Consider the following 16,292-nt stretch of genomic DNA (forward strand, 5'->3'; position numbering starts at 1 on the left):
AGCAGGGCATACAGGTCCCACCACGGATCGATAGTCACCCCGGCGATCGACTCATAGAGCGACCGAAGCTGCTCCGACCACTCGGGCGAGTAGAGCGCCGCCAAGTACCGCCGACAGTGCCCGACGTCAATCGCGCGCGGGCCCCGATGGATGCCGTTCCAGTCGGTCAGCCCAGTAATCCTGCCGCGCGACCACAGCAGGTTGACCGGCAGGAAATCGCCGTGCAGAAAGACGGCAGCGTCCTTCGGCGGCGGCGCCCCCATGACACCAAACGCCGCCTTCCACACAGTCGCCTTCTGTGCGCCGACCGGCACCTGAAACCCGTCGCGGGGAGCGATCCAAGAATCGCTCCAAGGTTTGAACGTCTTCGCGGGGAGATCGAGCGAATGCAGCCTTACAGCAATCTCCGCGATCCTCGTCAGCCACGACCGAGGTTCCGCCGGATTGAGGTGAACATGCCCCTGCAACCGTGTCATCAGCAACGATGGCGTGCCCCCCGTCGAAGCACCAGCAACATCAGTAGCCAGGATGCTCGGAACCGGGAGCCCGCTTCCCGCCACCACACCAAGGTTGGCGATCTCCTTCTCCAAGCTCCCCTGCAGGCCAAGCCCATCCGGGTACTGCCGCAGTACGACGAACGTCCGCATTCCACGTCGCTCGACAGTCAGCCGATTCACGGCGGAGCAGACGCCACCGGTCAATCGGCGATAGCCAACGACGCGACTGCCCCGACCCATCGACGCCGCAACCCAGGCGAGAGTCTCCACGGAGGGCCGACGCTGCGTGAACCCGCCATCCCTCCAGTCGCCGTCGGTCATGAGCGCGAGCCTATTCGTCGGGGGCCTGCGGCGACACGGGTTTACTAACCCGCCAGAGGCAGTGACCCGGCTGCTGGATGGCCGTCACCATCTGGGACGGTTCGCGATGGAGCAGGCGGGTGAGGTGGACTACCTGATCACCTGGAGGGACGAGTTCGTCGGACGGGTGAGCCTCACACCGTGTCGTCGTGCGGGTGCGAATCGACGGTGCTTCGCATTCCCGAAGTCGCCTTCGTGCCTCCGGCTGTGCTTACACCTCCCCGCCCTCATGAAGTAGGCGATCCAGCGTGCGGCGCCGCCCCCACAGACTCACCAGCGGATTACTGACCTCGTAGTACCAAACGAGGCCCATGGCCTGTTCAAATGCCCATGCCATGCCGCGCCGCCACTGCACCTCACCGGGGAAGACATTGGCCGATCATCACTCCGGTCAGCACGTTCAGCGCGGCGAACAGGGTCGTTGTCCCGTTGCCATTTACGAGACACTATATTAGGAGGGCGGGCGCCGGTCCCAGCCGTGGAACGAGGAGCGGTCGCCGGAGGTCCAGGCCTCGCGCAGGCCCGGTGCGTCCAGGTCCCAGTCCGGCCGGATCTCCCGCGTCGCCGCGCGCAGATCGAGCCAGAGCTCGTCGACCGACGGCCGGCCCCAGAACCAGTAGCCGTTGTAGACGCTGTGGATCACGAGGCCGGGCTTGAGCACCAGGGTGTGCGGGACCATCGGGTCGTGCTCCGGGTCGGTGTACTCCTGGAGGTCGAGGTCCTTCTGGATGATCCGTCCCGGATCGGAGAGGAAGGGCCACTGTGCCCCGACGGACGCCCGGAACTCCTGCAGCTCGTGGTGGGCGTCGGTGGAGATCGTGACCAGCTGCGTGTACGCAACGGCCAGCTTGGACTGGAACGCCACCAGATCCAGGTGCTGCTGATGCTCCTTCGGGCAGTAGTGGCCGCGGGAGAGCAGGAGGACCAGCGGGTCCCGGCCCTGCAGCTCGGACAGCGTCCGGACGACGCCGGTGTGGTCGGGCAGGGCGTAGTCGGGGAAGACGCCGCCGGGTCGGATGTCGGTTCGCATGGTGGCCTACCAGGTCTGGTCGGAGGCGCGGACGAGGATCTCGTTCACCGCGACGCGCCGGTCGCGGGTGACGATGTAGGCGATGGCGTCGGCGATGTCCGACGCCCGGAGCGGCTCGATGTCGCCGACCTGCCGGCGGGCCGCGTCCGGGCCGATGCCGGGGAGCTGCCCGGTGTCGACGGCGCCCGGCTCGACGACGCCGACCCGGACGTGCTCGGCGAGCAGTTCCTGCCGCAGCGACTCGGTGAAGCCGGTGAGGCCGTGCCTGGTGAAGGCGTAGACGCTGCTCGCCGGCCGCGCGACCCGCCCGGCGGTGGAGCTGACGTTGACGATGTCGGCGACCCCGCGCGCGGCCGTGGCGGCCGCGTCGATCAGGTACGGGACGGCGGCGTGGGTGACGTGCAGGAGGGCCGACACGTTGAGCTCGACCATCCGGTCCCACTCGGCCAGCCGGGCGTGCAGCGCGGTGCCGAGCAGCATGACGCCCGCGTTGTTGACCAGGACGTCCAGCCGGCCCAGCCGGTCCCGCGCCTCCTGCACGGCGCCCTCCGCGTGCTCGGGCGTGGTGAGGTCGGCCTCGATCGCGCACGCCGCGCCGCCCAGCGAGGACACCAGCCGGTCGAGCCGGTCCCGGCGCCGCGCGACGAGCGCGAGCACCGCTCCCTCCGCCGCGAGCCGGCGCGCGGTCGCCGCGCCGATGCCGGTGCTGGCCCCGGTGACGAGGGCGGTGGCACCGGCCAGTGGCCTGTCGGTCATGGCCGGGACCTAGCCGACCGGCGCCGTGGTCCGGGGTACGCCGCTGACCTGGCGGTCGAGCTCGCGCAGCGCCTGCAGGAACGCCTCGGAGAACGTCGGGAAGGGCTGGATCACGTCCAGCAGCACCGGCAGCGGCACCCGGGCCCGGACGGCCAGGGTGGCCTGCTGCAGCCACTCCCCCGCCTCCGGCCCGACCGCGTACGCCCCGAGCAGGACCTCGCCGTCCGAGACCAGCGTCAGGAACCCCGGCTCGCTGTCGTACGCGCGGGTGTAGGTCGCGGTCCGCGGCACGCCGGACAACGGGATCGTGGCCGTGTACGCGCCGTCCGTGCGGCCGACCGAGGCCGCCTGCGGGGTGCAGTAGACGACGCGGGGCACCGCCTCGTAGTGCGCGCTGCGGGGGTGGCCGAGGATGTTCGAGGCGACCACCCGGCCCTGGTACTCGCCGACGTGGGTCAGCTGCCACAGACCGGTGACGTCCCCGACCGCCCAGAGTCCGGGGCCGGCCGAGAGCCGGTCGTCGACGGGGATGCCGTGCGGGTCGGGGGTGATGCCGACGGTCTCCAGGCCGATGCCCGCGACCCGGGGCCGTCGCCCCGCGGCGACCAGCAGCCGGTCGCCGCGGACCTGGGAGCCGTCGGTGAGGTCGAGCGCGTACTCGCCGCCGTCGAGGCGCGCGCGTTCCGCCCCCGCGCCGACCCGGACGTCCACCCCGTCCGCGGCCAGGGCCGTGGCGATCGCCTCGCCGAGCGGCCGGGGCTCCCGGGCCAGCAGCTGGTCGCCCCGCTCGACGAGGATCACCGCCGAACCCATCCGGGCCAGCGCCTGGCTCATCTCGACGCCGGTGGCGCCGCCGCCGAGGACGACCAGCCGGTCCGGCACCTCGGTCAGGCCGGTGACGTCCCGGTTGGTCCACACGCCGGGCAGGTCCGCCAACCCCGGTACGGGCGGGACGATCGGGTCGGCACCGGTGGCGACGACGACGTGCTCGGCGGCGTACGTACGGTCCTCGACCGCGACCCGGTGCGGGCCGGCCAACGCGCCCCGGCCGCGCAGCACCTCGATCCCGGCGTGCCGGGCCCACTCGACCTGGCCGGCGTCGTCGTAGTCGGAGACCATGAAGTCGCGCCAGGCCAGGACGGCCCGGACGTCCAGCGGCCCGGTGATCGCCTCCCGGGCGCCGGGTGCGTCCCGGGCCTCGGCCAGCGCCTCGCCCGGCCGCAGCAGGGTCTTGGACGGGATGCAGGCCCAGTACGAGCACTCGCCGCCGAGCAGCTCCCGTTCGACGACCGCGACGCGCAGGCCGCCGGCCGCCAGCGCCGCGGCGCAGTGCTCGCCCGGGGCGCCCGCCCCGACGACGATGACGTCGTAGTCGCCGGTCATTCCGGCAGCTCGATCCCGGCCTGCTCGCGGACCATGTACTCGGCGTACCAGGAGGGCCAGTCCGGGTCGGCCTGGCCGATGCGGGCCTCGTGCTCGCCGTGCGCCGCGGCGGCCCGGCGCAGCGCGGCCGCGAGGTCGGCGGCCGAGGCGAAGCTGGTGGCGGCCGGGTCGACACGACCGGGCAGCCGCGTGGTGATCTCCTGCAGGATCCAGCCGTTGCCGTCCGGGTCGTCGAAGGACAGGAACGAGCAGTAGCTACGCCCCTGCGGGTCCCGGCCGGCCACCCGGTTCTCGGTCCCGGCGTGATGGAAGACGCCGCCCGCGTCGTGGAACACCTCGCCGGCCGGGGCACCGCGGCCCACCAGCTCCTGCCGCGCCGCCTCGATGTCGTCGACGACCAGCTGCAGCCCCCGGGCCGACCCCGGCGCCTGCTCGGTGACGTCCGTGCCGAAGATGACCGACGCCGGCGATCCCGGCGGCGTCATCTGCACGACCCGGAACTTCTCGTCGGTGGCGAAGTCCGCGTCCAGCCGCCAGCCGAGGCCCTTGTAGAACTGCACCGCCCGGTCCACGTCCGACACGGGGACGACGACGACCTCGAGCTTCATGTCCATTGCGGTCTCCCTGGGCTCGTGCGGGCCTGACGCCGACACCGTGGCGCCGGTCCGGCCCGGGTCGAACCAGGGACTCACCCTGGTCGCCCCCGGGCCAGTGCCCCTCACGGGCGCGAGCCCGCCGCGTCCGCCCCGATGGTGGGACCCGGTCGAACCGCGGGAGGCAGAGCCGTATGACCACGGACCAGGAACGGACGCAGGTTCCGGGCGTACCGCTGCGCAGCCCCGTCGGGGTGGCGCTGGTGGCCGCGACCGTGCTGGCGTCGAGCGTGGGCTTCCTCGACGCGTACATGATCAACGTCGCGATCCCGGCCATCGGCCGCGACCTGGACGCGGGGGTCGCGCAGCTGCAGTGGGTGCTGACCGGCTACCTGGTGACCGTCGCGTCGCTGCTGCTGCTGGCCGGCGCGCTGGCCGACCACTTCGGCCGGCGCCGGCTGCTCGTCGCCGGGCTGCTGGTCATGCTCATCGCCTCGCTGGCCTGTGCCGCCGCGCCGAACGTGGAGGCGCTGATCGCGGCCCGGCTGGTGCAGGGGATCGGCGGCGCGCTCGTCGTACCCAGCGCGCTCGCCCTGCTCAACGGCACGCTGCGGCCGCCGGACCGGGCCCGGGGCATCGGCATCTGGGCCGGCATCTCCACCCTCGGCACCACCCTCGGCCCGTACGGCGGGGGCTGGATCGTCGACCACGCCTCCTGGCGCTACGTGTTCCTGCTCAACCTGCCGCTCATCCTGGGCGCGGTGGCGGTGCTGCGGCGGGTCCCCGAGGACGTCGGGCCGCGCCGGCCGCTGTCGGTCGACGTCGTCGGGGCCGGGCTCGCGGTGATCGGGCTGGGTGGGGTGATCTACGCGCTCACCGCCGCACCGGACGCCGGCTGGACCGCGGTCCCGGTGCTGAGCACCGGCCTGCTCGGGCTGGCCTGCCTGGCCGCGCTGGTCCCGGTCGAGCAGCGGCGGCGCCGGCCGATGCTGCGGACCGCGCTGTTCCGATCCCGGCAGTTCGACGCGATCAACCTGGCGACCGTGCTGTTCTACGGCGCGCTGGCCGCCGCCGGCTACCTGGTCGTCCTGCAGTGCGAGCTGCGGCTCGGCTACAGCGCGTCGGCCGCGGGCGCCGCGCTGATCCCGGAGTCGGCCGTGTTCCTCCTCGTCTCCCCGCTCGTCGGCGGGCTGGTGGCCCGGTTCGGCACCCGCTGGCCGATGACCGCGGGCATCCTCGTCGTGGCCGCCGGGTTCGGCTTGCTGTCGACGGCCAGCCCGGGCCAGCCGTACGTGCAGGCGATCCTGCCCGGCGCGCTGCTGTGGGGGCTGGGGATCGGGCTGACCGTCGCCCCGCTCACCGCCGGTGTCCTCGCGGCCGTGGACGACAGCGATCTCGGTGAGGCCTCGGCGATCAACGACGCCGCCTCCCGGTTCGGCGGCGTCGTCCTGATCGCCCTCGTCCCCGTGCTGCTCGGGGTCGGCGGCTCCCGCGACCTCGCCCAGCCGCTCGCGGACAACTACCGGACCGCGATGCTCGTGATGACCGGCCTCAGCGTCCTGTCGGCCGTCATCGCCGCGCTGTTCGTCTCCGGCGGCGGCGCCGCGCTCCCCCTCGCCGCGGCCACCCCGCGGATCCACGGCTGCGCCGCACCGCAACCGGCCGCCGCGCACTGAACCGGAAGGACATCATCATGACCCAGACAGCCCCGTCCCCGACCGGCACCGGCGCCCTCGCCGGCCAGACGGTCGTCGTGCTCGGCGGCAGCTCCGGCATCGGGCTGGAGACGGCCCGCCTGGCCCGTACGGCCGGGGCCCAGGTCGTCCTCACCGGCCGGGACCCCGACCGGCTCGCGCGGGCCGCCGCGGACGTCGGCGCGCTGAGCACGGCCACGCTCGACCTGGCCGACGCCGCCGGGCAGGCAAGCTTCTTCGCCGGCCTGCCCGGACAGATCGACCACGTCCTGGTCTCCGGCGGCGGCCCGGCCTACGGGCCCATCGCCGAGCTGGACCTCGACGAGGTGGGGCGCAACCTCGGCGAGCACCTGGTCGGGTCGCTGCGGATCGCGCGGGAGTGCGTCGGGCGGGTCCGTCCCGGCGGCTCGCTGACGTTCATCACCGGCACCGGGGCCCGGCGGCCGGCCGTGGGCATCGTCGTCGCCGCCATCGGTACGGCGGCGCTGTCCGCGATCACGGCCAACGTGGCGCTCGAGCTCGCGCCGCTGCGGGCCAACGCCATCGCGGCCGGCTTCGTCGACACGCCGCTGTCGGCCCGCATCCTCGGCGACGAGCTCGAGAACCGGCGCGACCAGCTGCGCGCCACCCTGCCGATCCGCCGGGTGGTCGGACCGCAGGACGTGGCCGCGCTCGCCCTCCACCTGATGACCAACACCGCGCTGACCGGCGCGACCTTCGACGTCGACGGCGGCCAGCAGCTACTGCGGGAGTGATCGGGGCTGCTGGTCCGGCCTGAACGGGACTCGGGACAGCGGCTCCCACGGACCACCGGCGTACGCCCACAGCGCCAGCCCGGTCGCCGTCACCTCGCCCGATGCCCAGAGCCGGCCGCGGCCGGCCGTCGCGGCTCCGCGCGGCGGCAGGCGCCGGAGGTTCGGCCGGCAGCGCATCGGGCACGCTGGACGGCGGCGAGATCCCGTCGGGAGGAGACAACCTGTGTTCGAGGCGGACGACATCCGGGACTGGCAGGGCAGCACCGTGGTGGACCGCGATGGGAGCAAGATCGGGACGTTGGAGGGTCTCTACTACGACACGGCGACCCAGCAGCCGACCTTCGCCTCCATCCAGATAGGCATCGTCGGCCGGCACCGGCTGACCTTCGTACCGCTGGCCGGAGCGCGCGTCTCGCCGAGCCACCTCCGGGTGATGGTGGAGAAGAAGACGGTGAAGGACGCGCTCACGATCGACACCGACGGAGCGCTGACCGCGGCCCAGGAGCCGGAGCTGTTCGAGCACTACGGCATCGCGTACCAGCCCGGTTCGAGCGGAGAACGACGCCTCGGCCGACGCTGAGCCTATGGTGCCGGCGCCGCGCCGCGCCGCGCTGGGCGCCGGCCCCGGCGGCAGCACCGATGCGGCATGGCGCTGCGAACGGTCCCGCCCGAGCCGTCAGGCGGTGCCGTGGCCCACCTGGGCCGGTGCGCGATGGCTGATTTCAGCCCTGGACGATGAGCGTGCCGATGCTTTTCATCTGCGGGTGGAAGGTGCAGCTGAACTTGTAGGTGCCGGGCGCGGTCGGCGCGGTGAAGGTGACGCTCTTGTCGTGCTGGATGGCGGGGGTCTCGAACAGGCCCGCGTCGTCGGAGATCACGTTGTGGTCCACGGGGTCCTTGTTGGTGACGGTGATCGTGGCGCCGGGCGTGACCGTGACCGGGGAGGTGAACACGAAATTCTGGACCGTGATCCGGCCGGCCCCGGCCGATGCGCCGGCAGAGCCGGAATCTTCCCCGTGCGAGCAGGCCGCGACGGCGGCCGAGATCGCCACCGCCGCGACGGCCATCCTGAGAAACCGGTTCATACCCACGGCGCCATCATTCCCGTGGATCCGGTTCTGACCCAAAGCCGATCGAAGATTGTGAATCCCTCGGACCGGTCCGCGTCCGGCCACATCACCATGAAGACCCTCGTCAACCGGGCGGCCGTCGCCGCCGGCGTCATCACGGGTGCCAGCCGTTCGCGTCACCCGGGCCGATATCCCAGGATCGGCAGAACGTGCTACCGGCTTCGGTCGACCGGGCCGGTAGCACATCCAGATGACTAGCGTCGGGCGAAATCGACGACCAGCCGGTCGGGGCCGCTGAGCTCGTACACGCGGAACGGCACGGTACGCAGTAGCCCGAGGGCGTAGAAGACGTAACCGTGGTAGTCGCCGACTATCCGGTACTCACGCAGGACCGGCAGGCCGCCGCCGTTCGGGTCCGGCACCGTCGCCCGACCGGCCTGGTCGTGTGCGGTCGCCGCGCTGAAGGTCACGGGGAGGTCCGCATCGCCGAGCGGTGACCGGACGCGGCCGCCCGCGTCGATGTGCGCCTCGCCGTACCCGATGTCGTAGCCGGGCAGCCCACCCCGGAACTCCCAGACGATCCGGTCGAAGCCGGCACGCGCACTGCTGCGGACCGACACCAGGGTGGCGCCGATGATGTCCACCGGTGAACTCACCGGGTCGGTCGACCAGTCCCGGACCAGCGTGCCGCCGACGGGTGCCGCCGGCTCCGGCTCGGGATGGGTGACCGTGAACGCGAGCGCCTCCGCGGTCCCGCCCGGCCCGCGGACCACGACAGTGACGTGCGCCAGCAGCGGCTGGTCCTGGTACGCCCACCGCACCGACCAACCACCGCGGCCGTCGCGATCCACCCCGATCGAGCGGCGCAGGCCGGCCGTGTTCGTGCCGGTGGGCACCTGGAAGAACTCCGCCTGCCGGGCGCCGGTGACCTCGACGTGCAGGACCAGCGAGCCGGCGCCGGCCGGCAGGTGACACACCGAGTCACAGATCAGCGCCGGGGTGGCCCCTACTCGGCCGATCACCGGCCGCCGGCTCGTATCGGCCGGCGTGGCCGGCGCGACCCGCACGGCGGGCGGCGCCCCGAGCTCGCCGCCGCCCGGCGCCGTGCTGGTGCCCGATATCGGCACCTCGGAACTCCCGCCCGTCGACCCGGCGGCACGGTCCCCGTGCGACGCCGCCGTCCCACTCCCGCTCGTGCAGCCGGCCGCCACCACCGCCGACAACCCCACCAGCGTGGCCCAGCTCCTGGTCCTCATGCTGTCCTCCCCTGCCGGCGGACGCTCCACGGCCCACCCCCACACCAGCCAGATGCGCAGTGCCACATCGAGGTTGCTGCCCTTCCGGACACTGCGGAGTGCCGATCCCCGCCGCTGAACCGGCCATCGGCGCGCTGTCCGGTTCGACCGCGAAGCGGCCGCCGACCCGGACCGCGGTGCGTCCGCCGATCCGTACCGCCGCGACGTACCCGGGGACCTGCCCGGTCGAGACCCGCTCGTCCAGGCCGGCCCAGATGCCGTCGAAGCCCACGTCCACGGAAGGTGGACGCGACCGGCGTCGGTCCCGCGGCGGCGACCAGTGGCTGCGGGCGGAACCAGCTCCGCTGCCCGATGGGGCGGGTTCGGGGAGATCGGCGGCACCAGGTGTACTAGAAGTTCGCCCAATCCCTCCTAGGAGCCGCATCCACGCAGGCATCCCACTGGAGGAGCACCATGAAACTGCGGCTGATTTCCCTGTTCTGCTCGACCACCGAGGACAACACCGGCGAGGACGAGCCCTACCTGCTCGTCAACGGTGTGAAGCTGTGGGGAGCGGAGAACCCCGGCCTGAACGACGGCGACACCGCCGACCTGGCCGCCGTTCCGGTCATCGACTTCGGTACCCGGGCCCGGGTCGAGCTCTTCGACGACGACTCCCCGGACGACGACGATCTGCTCGGCCGCTTCTACGCGGGCAAGAACCAGGTCGGTCAGGGCGAGATCGAGTACAAGTTCGTCGAGGACGACGCCGACTACACGCTGACCTACGAGGTCACGGCCTGAGGGACCGCGGAGGGGCGGGACGGCGCTGTGCGCCGGGCCCGCCCCGACCGCGCACGGCCACAACGGGAAGGAGTCATCGTGTCGAATCACCTGACCCTCGTGAGCAAGGACGGGCAGTGGAAGGCAGAGCTGCACGCCTGGAAGAGCAACTGGTTCGTCTACGCCAGCATCGGCGGCGAGGTCACGCTCTACCACCGCCAGCAGACCAAGAACGTCTGGGGCAACACCGTCACCGACTGGGTGGAGACACCCGGGACGATCAGCATCAGCAACATCTACAAGGGCAGCGGCCAGAAGATCACGCAGTCCGCCCAGTTCCGCAACAGGAGCCACGCAGAGCTGAAGATCTGGGCCGTGGGCATCATCAAGATCGACATCGGTCTCGGCGACGGTGGCGTCGAGGGCTCCCCGCAATCCGCGTCGCTCATCGTCGACTCCGTCGAGTCGCACATCAGCGGGCAGATCGGCGACTTCGCCTTCCAGGGGGTCGTCGACGCCGACACCGCGATCCTCCAACAGAGCACGTGGTGAGGACGGGGAACTGGATCGAGCGGCGGATCGGCTGCCGGGGTGGCGGCCGAGCAGCCATTCTCCGGCAGGTCCTGGACGGAGTACGGCTGGGCGAGGCCCGCTCCCTCGGCCTCGGCGGCGAGCAGTTGGAACTGCTCGCCGCCGGGCACGGCTTCAACGACCTGTCCCGGCTGAACCCGGACCGGGGCGATGCCGGCCGCCTGTGCGAGATCGCGTGGTTCGGCTCCGCGGTGGCGGACATCGCGTCCTCCGGTGACGGCAGCGCGAACTTGCGGGCACTGCGCACCGGGGGCCTCTTCAACGTGGCGGTAGCGCTCGTGGATTCGGTGGTGGACCGCCGCCGGGACGGCCGGGCCGGGGGGCTGACCGTCGCCCTGGCACCACCGGCGCTGCGGGACCGTCTGCTCGTCGAACGGCCGCTGGACACCGAAGGCCCAGGCGGTGAGATCGTCGCGCTGATGGACGTGGTGCTGCGTGACGTCGCCGAGCGCTGGCGGCACGACCCGCAGATGCTTGCGGAAGCCCACGAGCTGCTGACCCGGATGTACATCAGCGAGATGCGACCGGGTGTCTCTCGACGGGACGCGAAGCTGCTTCCACTGACCTTCGTCGGAGTCGTGTCCGATCACGCCCGCCGCCCGGCGGTACGCGAGACGGTCCAGGGCATCAGCCGGTTCGCGGGCCTCCTCGATGACTGGCAGGACCTGGGCGACGACCTCGTGGCCGGCCGGGCCAACGCCTTCCTGCACGAGCGGGATCTCGCTCCCGCCACGAGCGCTCCGCGGGCGCTGACCGGAGCGCGGCTGATCGCCCGGCCCCGGAAGGCATCGAGCGGCATCGCCGGCCAGGTCCGCGCCGCTCTGCTGACCACGGTGGAGGCAGCGCGGCGCGCGGGCGGGGACGTGGAGGCCAAGACGCATGCCTTCCTCCGCTGCTTGCTGATGCCGTGAGACGGCGGAGACCATGAGCCAGTTCGGTCGTACGCGCGCCGCGGGGCTGGCGGGATGGGAACGTGCGGCCGCCGTGCTCCCGCGGCGCCCGGGCCACCTCGCGCATGCGGTACCGGCAGCAGAAGGCGACATCGTGGGCGCGGCGGTCGGACGTGGGGTCGCCCAGCTGCGGCGGCGGCAGAGACGGGACGGCGCGCTGCGCGACTTCGCCCTGCCACCGGGCCTGTCCGACGCATGGACGACCGCGCACTGCGCGTTCGTGCTGGACGGCGTGCCGCAGGCCCGAGCGGTTCGCCGGGACGCTGCCCGGTTCCTCCACGAACGCGGGTGCCGGCAAGGCGCCTGGGGATTCAACGACCGGGTGGAGGAGGACGCCGACTCCACCGCGCAGGCGCTGCTCGTCCTGGCCGAACACGGTTACGCGCTGCCGGGCGCCTGGACCGACGTGCTTCTCGGCTTTCAACTACCGGACGGCGGATTCTCCACCTTCCGGGCACCGCCGGCCGGGCCGACCACCGGATGGCAGGCACCGCATGCCGACGTCACGCTCGCCGCCCTCGCCGCCGTCCGAAGGCTGGGCCTGGATCCAGGGGGCGCAGAGCGGGCCGAGCGATTCCTCGCCCGGGCCGGCGGGGTGACAACCGCGTACTGGTGGGCCACCCCCGCGTACGCCCCGTGGGCGCACACGCGGTTCGGCATCGCGTCGGACGCGGCCGCGCAGCGGGCCCTGGACCTGCTGCCCAGCGCGTCAGGGCCGCTCGAGATCGCCCTGCTCGGCCGGGCGGCCGGGGAGATCCTGGACGCGGCGACCCGCCGCGAGGTCATCGTGCACCTGCTGGCCACCCAGCAGGCCGACGGATCGTGGCCGTGCTCGCCGTGCCTGCGGGTGACCGATCCCGCACTCCACTCGAGCAGGATCTCGGCGCCCGGTCAGATCTACCGCGGCACCCGCGGCGTGTTCTCGACAGCTCACGCAGTCGCCTGCTTGGTGCATCTCGGCGCAGTCGCCGGGAGGAATCGGCGCTCACGCTGAACCGGGCGCGACCGGCGGGGTTGCTCGGCCCGGGCCGGTCGGAACCCAGAAGCGCAGCTGGTCGTCCTGTTGGTCCTCCAGGATGCCCCCGTTGCGTTCGATGACGGTGCGCGAGCCGAGATTGGCCGGGTCACAGGTCAGCAGCACGGGATCGAGGCCCAGCGCGTGAGCCACCGGAAGGACGCTGCGAAGCATCGCGGTGGCATGGCCGCGACGCCGCGCCGACGGCGGCACGTCGTAGCCGATGTGGCCGCCCGCCCTCCGCAGGCTCGGACTGAGCCGGTGCCGGACCGCGATCCTCCCCAGGTATTGCACACCGTCGACCCACCACAGGTTCGTACACGGGACGTAGCCCTCCGGGCGAGGCCAGTCCTCCGACGCCTGACCGCGCAGCTCCCGCACATAGCGCTGGAAGCCTTCCGGCGTCGACCACGTGCCGGAGAAGTCGCGGATCTCGTCACCGACCATGGTCCGGTCCCCCGGCAGCCCCCGGCCCTCGGCCCGGAACTCGGCCATCGCGGTCAGGAAGGACACCCGGGCGTCCTCGGTCGGAGCACTCAGCGCAGGAGGCATCGCAAGACCCCGTCAGCCGGTGATCACGTTGACCAGTCGGCCACGGACGACGATGACCCGCCGGACCGGACTGCCGCCGACCGCACGGGCCACCCGGTCGTCGGCCAGTGCCAGAGTCCGGAGGCCGGCGTCGTCGGTGCCCGCCGGCACGTCCATGGTTGCCCGCACTCTCCCGTCCACCTGCACGGCGAGCCGTACGTTCTCGGCGGCCAGCAGGGCCGGGTCGGCGACCGGGAACGGCTCCCGGGCCAGCGACTGCGGATGGCCCGCTCTGGACCAGAGCTCCTCGGCAATGTGCGGCGCCAGTGGGGCCAGCATCAACAGCAACGGCTCGACGACCTCCCGCGGGGCCCCGCCGGTCGCTCCCCACCGGGCGGTCAGCGCGTTGTTCAGTTCGGTGAGCCGGGCCACGGCCGTATTGAACCGCAGCGCGGCCATCCCCTCGTTCACGGCCGCGATCGTGCGGTTCAGCTGCCGCCGGATCTCCTCGTCCGCCGGCTGGTCGGAGATCCGCGGTACGCCGGTCGCCTCGTCCACCACGGTCCGCCAGACGCGCTGCAGGAGCCGGAAGACACCGACGACCGCCTTGGTGTCCCACGGCCGGGACTGCTCCAGCGGGCCGCTGAACATCTCGTAGAGGCGCAGGGTGTCCGCCCCGTGCGCCGGAAACGCCAGTTGATGCACGAGCAGGACGACCCACCTCTCCGTGTACGCGATACACCTGACCAACACTGGCGCCAACGAACCCGCTCTGCCCGGTATCGATCAGATGCTGCGCCACAGGTAGATCACCTGATCGCTGATCTGCAGATCGGCGGCGACCTGCGCGACCGGACGACCGACGGCGACCAGATCCAGAACCTTGCGGCGGAACTCCGGCGGACAACGGCGGGGCATGACGGTGGCCTCCACGGGTGACCGGACGAAGATCATCCAGCAACCCGACTCAGTCGAACCGAGGCACATCAAGGTGCCGGAGAAACCGGGGGAAGGTCATCGGTCGTTCGAAGCCAAGGCGAGCGAGTCGTCGGTCAGGGCAGCAAACCGGCCAACAGGCCGACGTTCAGGGTGATGATCAGCGCGCTGACGGCTGCTCCGGCCGCGGTGGTCAACGGCCGGTTGACAAGAAGCCCCATGAGGTCCGGGCGTCTGGTGAGCAGGACCAGCGGCACGAGGGCGAACGGGATACCGACGGCGAGAAAGACCTGGCTGAGCACGAGCGCTCGGGTCGGGTCGATGCCGAGGCCGAGCACGAGCAGGGCGGGGGCCATCGTGACCAGCCGGCGGGTGGCGAGCGGCACCGAGCGGCGAAGGAAGCCCTGCATGATCACGTCGCCGGAGTACGTGCCGACGCTGGATGCGGCCAGGCCGGACGCGAGCAGCGCCAGGGCGAAGGCCAGCGCCGCTCCCGTACCGAGGTGGACGGCCAGACCGGCGTGGGCCTCCGCCAGCGTGCGGACCGGCTCACCGCCGTGCAGCGCGGACGCGGCGACCAGCAGCATCGCCACGTTCACCGCACCGGCGACACCGAGGGCGACGACCACGTCGACCCGGTGCATCCGGACGGCGGTGCGCGGGTCGGTCCGGACCGCGGACCGGCGGCTGAGGTCCGAGTGCAGGTAGACGGCGTGCGGCATCACGGTCGCGCCGACGATGCCGGTGGCCAGCAGCAGGCCGTCGCCGCCGTCCAGGCCGGGCAGCAGGCCGGCCGCCAGGTGGTCGGGCGACCCGGCCGCGCAAGCCTGGTAGAGGAAGCCGGCCAGGATGATCCCGAGCATGCCGATGATCACCGCCTCGAACCGGTGACGACCCTGCGGGCGCAGCGACAGCAGCGCGAAGGTCACCCCGGCGGTGATGATTCCCGCCGGCAGCAGCGGGACCCCGAACAGCAGGTTCAACGCCACCGCGGCCCCGACGAACTCGGCCAGGTCGGTGGCCATCGCGACCAGCTCGGCCTGCAGCCACAGACCCCAGGTCACCGGCCGGGGATACCGCTGCCGGCAGAGCTCGGGCAGGCTGCTGCCGGTCGCCAGGCCGAGCTTGCCGGCCAGGTACTGCACCAGCATCGCCATGCCGTTCGCCGCCACGACGACCCAGAGCAGCCGGGCGCCGTGCCCGGCGCCCGCGGCGAGGTTGGTCGCGAAGTTGCCCGGGTCGACGTACGCGACCGAGACCACGAAGGCCGGCCCGAGCAGCGCGAGCAGGCGGCGCAGCCGGGCGCGCCGGGTCGGAACGGCGGCGGACCAGGGCGGCGCCGCCGGGATCGTAGCGGGATCCAGGGTCGCGCTGGACATCAGCGGCCCCGGCCATCGACGGCCACGGACGACCTCCGGTCGTGTCTGGGTGAACGAGCCGGGCGGGAGCGCCGCTGCAGGGGCGGCGCTCCCGGCCCGCTCAGCTCAGCGCGTCCTTGGCCTTCTCGACCACGTTCTTCGCGCCTTGGGCGAGCGCGCCGGGCGCGGTCCCGGGCTTGCCCTTGCCGAGGCTGCCGTCGTAGGTGGCGTAGAGCCTCGGGTCCGGCGGCGGCGGGGTGCCCTCGTCGCCGCCGATGCCGACCGGCTCGGCGACGTACTCGATCTGCTGGCCGTGCACGGTCGTGCCGGTCGCCCACAGGCCCTGGGTCGACTCCTCGCCTTCGGAGAAGTTCCAGAAGGTGTGGTCGTGCTCCTTGTTCTCGTCCTCGCGGTTGGAGTTCTCGATGTCGAGCGCGAGGCCGTCGGCCTTGAGCTGCTCGATGCCGAGCAGCCACTGCTGCTGGTGGAAGGTGTCGCGGGCCAGGTTGAACTGCAGCATCGCCTTGACGCCCGGGTCGTCGGTCATGGTGTAGAGGCGGCTGGTCTGCAGCCGGCCCTGGGCCTCGGCGTGCACGTTGGAGCGGAAGTCGGCCAGCAGGTTGCCGCTGGCCACGATGTAGCCGGCCTGCCACGGGATGCCCTGGCTGTTGGCCGGCAGCGCACCGCCGCCGGAGACGATCGCGTGCTGCGGGTTCATCCCGCCGATCACCGCGGCCAGCGCCGGGTTGGCCGCG

General features: G+C 72.4%; 19 protein-coding genes. 7 read left to right on the forward strand and 12 right to left on the reverse strand.

Annotation, left to right across the window (positions count from 1 at the left end; genetic code table 11):
- From VGP36_02130 to VGP36_02150, 5 genes are all read right to left on the reverse strand, one after another.
- Window positions 1–818 (reverse strand): aminoglycoside phosphotransferase family protein (locus VGP36_02130; GenBank protein ID HEV7653520.1); only part of this gene is annotated, 818 nt, incomplete at its 3' end.
- Between the two features lie 490 nt (window positions 819–1,308).
- On the reverse strand, window positions 1,309–1,887 hold the full coding sequence (locus VGP36_02135; protein ID HEV7653521.1) for a redoxin domain-containing protein: 579 nt from the start codon (window positions 1,885–1,887) through the stop codon (window positions 1,309–1,311).
- A gap of 6 nt (window positions 1,888–1,893) precedes the next feature.
- Complete coding sequence (locus tag VGP36_02140; protein ID HEV7653522.1) at window positions 1,894–2,643, reverse strand: SDR family NAD(P)-dependent oxidoreductase; 750 nt, start codon at window positions 2,641–2,643, stop codon at window positions 1,894–1,896.
- A 9-nt stretch (window positions 2,644–2,652) separates the two neighbouring features.
- Window positions 2,653–4,026 (reverse strand): NAD(P)/FAD-dependent oxidoreductase, encoded by a 1,374-nt coding sequence (locus VGP36_02145; GenBank protein ID HEV7653523.1) that lies wholly within the window; start codon window positions 4,024–4,026, stop codon window positions 2,653–2,655.
- A complete protein-coding gene (locus VGP36_02150; protein ID HEV7653524.1) occupies window positions 4,023–4,640 on the reverse strand; it encodes a VOC family protein in 618 nt (205 codons plus the stop codon). The genes VGP36_02145 and VGP36_02150 overlap by 4 nt, the downstream gene beginning before the upstream one ends.
- A gap of 173 nt (window positions 4,641–4,813) precedes the next feature.
- Between VGP36_02150 and VGP36_02155 the strand changes: the two genes are divergently transcribed.
- From VGP36_02155 to VGP36_02165, 3 genes are all read left to right on the forward strand, one after another.
- The gene (locus VGP36_02155; protein HEV7653525.1) at window positions 4,814–6,295 is read left to right on the forward strand and encodes an MFS transporter; all 1,482 of its coding nucleotides are present in this window, start codon (window positions 4,814–4,816) and stop codon (window positions 6,293–6,295) included.
- Between the two features lie 17 nt (window positions 6,296–6,312).
- Complete coding sequence (locus VGP36_02160) at window positions 6,313–7,068, forward strand: SDR family oxidoreductase (GenBank protein ID HEV7653526.1); 756 nt, start codon at window positions 6,313–6,315, stop codon at window positions 7,066–7,068.
- A 223-nt stretch (window positions 7,069–7,291) separates the two neighbouring features.
- Entirely contained in the window at window positions 7,292–7,648 is a 357-nt protein-coding gene (locus tag VGP36_02165) for a PRC-barrel domain-containing protein (protein HEV7653527.1), read from the forward strand.
- Window positions 7,649–7,790: 142 nt separating this feature from the next.
- Here VGP36_02165 and VGP36_02170 read toward each other — a convergent pair whose 3' ends face one another.
- Window positions 7,791–8,135 (reverse strand): cupredoxin domain-containing protein, encoded by a 345-nt coding sequence (locus VGP36_02170; GenBank protein ID HEV7653528.1) that lies wholly within the window; start codon window positions 8,133–8,135, stop codon window positions 7,791–7,793.
- 257 nt (window positions 8,136–8,392) lie between these two features.
- Entirely contained in the window at window positions 8,393–9,394 is a 1,002-nt protein-coding gene (locus VGP36_02175) for a hypothetical protein (GenBank protein ID HEV7653529.1), read from the reverse strand.
- Window positions 9,395–9,847: 453 nt separating this feature from the next.
- Here VGP36_02175 and VGP36_02180 point away from each other — a divergent pair, with 453 nt between their 5' ends.
- From VGP36_02180 to VGP36_02195, 4 genes are all read left to right on the forward strand, one after another.
- Window positions 9,848–10,177 (forward strand): hypothetical protein, encoded by a 330-nt coding sequence (locus VGP36_02180; GenBank protein ID HEV7653530.1) that lies wholly within the window; start codon window positions 9,848–9,850, stop codon window positions 10,175–10,177.
- A 78-nt stretch (window positions 10,178–10,255) separates the two neighbouring features.
- Window positions 10,256–10,708: a hypothetical protein gene (locus VGP36_02185; GenBank protein HEV7653531.1), complete on the forward strand. Its 453-nt coding sequence runs from the start codon at window positions 10,256–10,258 to the stop codon at window positions 10,706–10,708.
- A gap of 125 nt (window positions 10,709–10,833) precedes the next feature.
- A complete protein-coding gene (locus tag VGP36_02190) occupies window positions 10,834–11,658 on the forward strand; it encodes a hypothetical protein (protein HEV7653532.1) in 825 nt (274 codons plus the stop codon).
- Between the two features lie 133 nt (window positions 11,659–11,791).
- A complete protein-coding gene (locus VGP36_02195; protein HEV7653533.1) occupies window positions 11,792–12,691 on the forward strand; it encodes a hypothetical protein in 900 nt (299 codons plus the stop codon).
- Here VGP36_02195 and VGP36_02200 read toward each other — a convergent pair.
- From VGP36_02200 to VGP36_02220, 5 genes are all read right to left on the reverse strand, one after another.
- Window positions 12,683–13,207 (reverse strand): GNAT family N-acetyltransferase, encoded by a 525-nt coding sequence (locus VGP36_02200; GenBank protein HEV7653534.1) that lies wholly within the window; start codon window positions 13,205–13,207, stop codon window positions 12,683–12,685. The two genes, VGP36_02195 and VGP36_02200, sit on opposite strands and share 9 nt — an antisense overlap.
- Window positions 13,208–13,276: 69 nt before the next feature.
- The gene (locus VGP36_02205; protein HEV7653535.1) at window positions 13,277–13,948 is read right to left on the reverse strand and encodes a class I tRNA ligase family protein; all 672 of its coding nucleotides are present in this window, start codon (window positions 13,946–13,948) and stop codon (window positions 13,277–13,279) included.
- 81 nt (window positions 13,949–14,029) lie between these two features.
- A complete protein-coding gene (locus VGP36_02210; GenBank protein HEV7653536.1) occupies window positions 14,030–14,197 on the reverse strand; it encodes a hypothetical protein in 168 nt (55 codons plus the stop codon).
- Window positions 14,198–14,295: 98 nt separating this feature from the next.
- A complete protein-coding gene (locus VGP36_02215) occupies window positions 14,296–15,558 on the reverse strand; it encodes an Nramp family divalent metal transporter (protein HEV7653537.1) in 1,263 nt (420 codons plus the stop codon).
- 100 nt (window positions 15,559–15,658) lie between these two features.
- A partial coding sequence (locus tag VGP36_02220; protein HEV7653538.1) for a manganese catalase family protein occupies window positions 15,659–16,292 on the reverse strand: 634 nt, incomplete at its 5' end.

The organism is Mycobacteriales bacterium, from assembly GCA_035995165.1.
Taxonomy (GTDB): Bacteria; Actinomycetota; Actinomycetes; order Mycobacteriales; family CADCTP01; genus CADCTP01.

Coding starts and splice junctions, on each gene's coding strand:
- VGP36_02140 (HEV7653522.1), bottom strand. CDS start 2,643: ATGACCGACAGGCCACTGGCCGGTGCCACCGCCCTCGTCACCGGGGCC.
- VGP36_02210 (HEV7653536.1), bottom strand. CDS start 14,197: ATGATCTTCGTCCGGTCACCCGTGGAGGCCACCGTCATGCCCCGCCGT.
- VGP36_02215 (HEV7653537.1), bottom strand. CDS start 15,558: ATGTCCAGCGCGACCCTGGATCCCGCTACGATCCCGGCGGCGCCGCCC.
- VGP36_02155 (HEV7653525.1), top strand. CDS start 4,814: ATGACCACGGACCAGGAACGGACGCAGGTTCCGGGCGTACCGCTGCGC.
- VGP36_02175 (HEV7653529.1), bottom strand. CDS start 9,394: ATGAGGACCAGGAGCTGGGCCACGCTGGTGGGGTTGTCGGCGGTGGTG.
- VGP36_02150 (HEV7653524.1), bottom strand. CDS start 4,640: ATGGACATGAAGCTCGAGGTCGTCGTCGTCCCCGTGTCGGACGTGGAC.
- VGP36_02145 (HEV7653523.1), bottom strand. CDS start 4,026: ATGACCGGCGACTACGACGTCATCGTCGTCGGGGCGGGCGCCCCGGGC.
- VGP36_02170 (HEV7653528.1), bottom strand. CDS start 8,135: ATGGCCGTCGCGGCGGTGGCGATCTCGGCCGCCGTCGCGGCCTGCTCG.
- VGP36_02200 (HEV7653534.1), bottom strand. CDS start 13,207: ATGGCCGAGTTCCGGGCCGAGGGCCGGGGGCTGCCGGGGGACCGGACC.
- VGP36_02160 (HEV7653526.1), top strand. CDS start 6,313: ATGACCCAGACAGCCCCGTCCCCGACCGGCACCGGCGCCCTCGCCGGC.
- VGP36_02180 (HEV7653530.1), top strand. CDS start 9,848: ATGAAACTGCGGCTGATTTCCCTGTTCTGCTCGACCACCGAGGACAAC.
- VGP36_02135 (HEV7653521.1), bottom strand. CDS start 1,887: ATGCGAACCGACATCCGACCCGGCGGCGTCTTCCCCGACTACGCCCTG.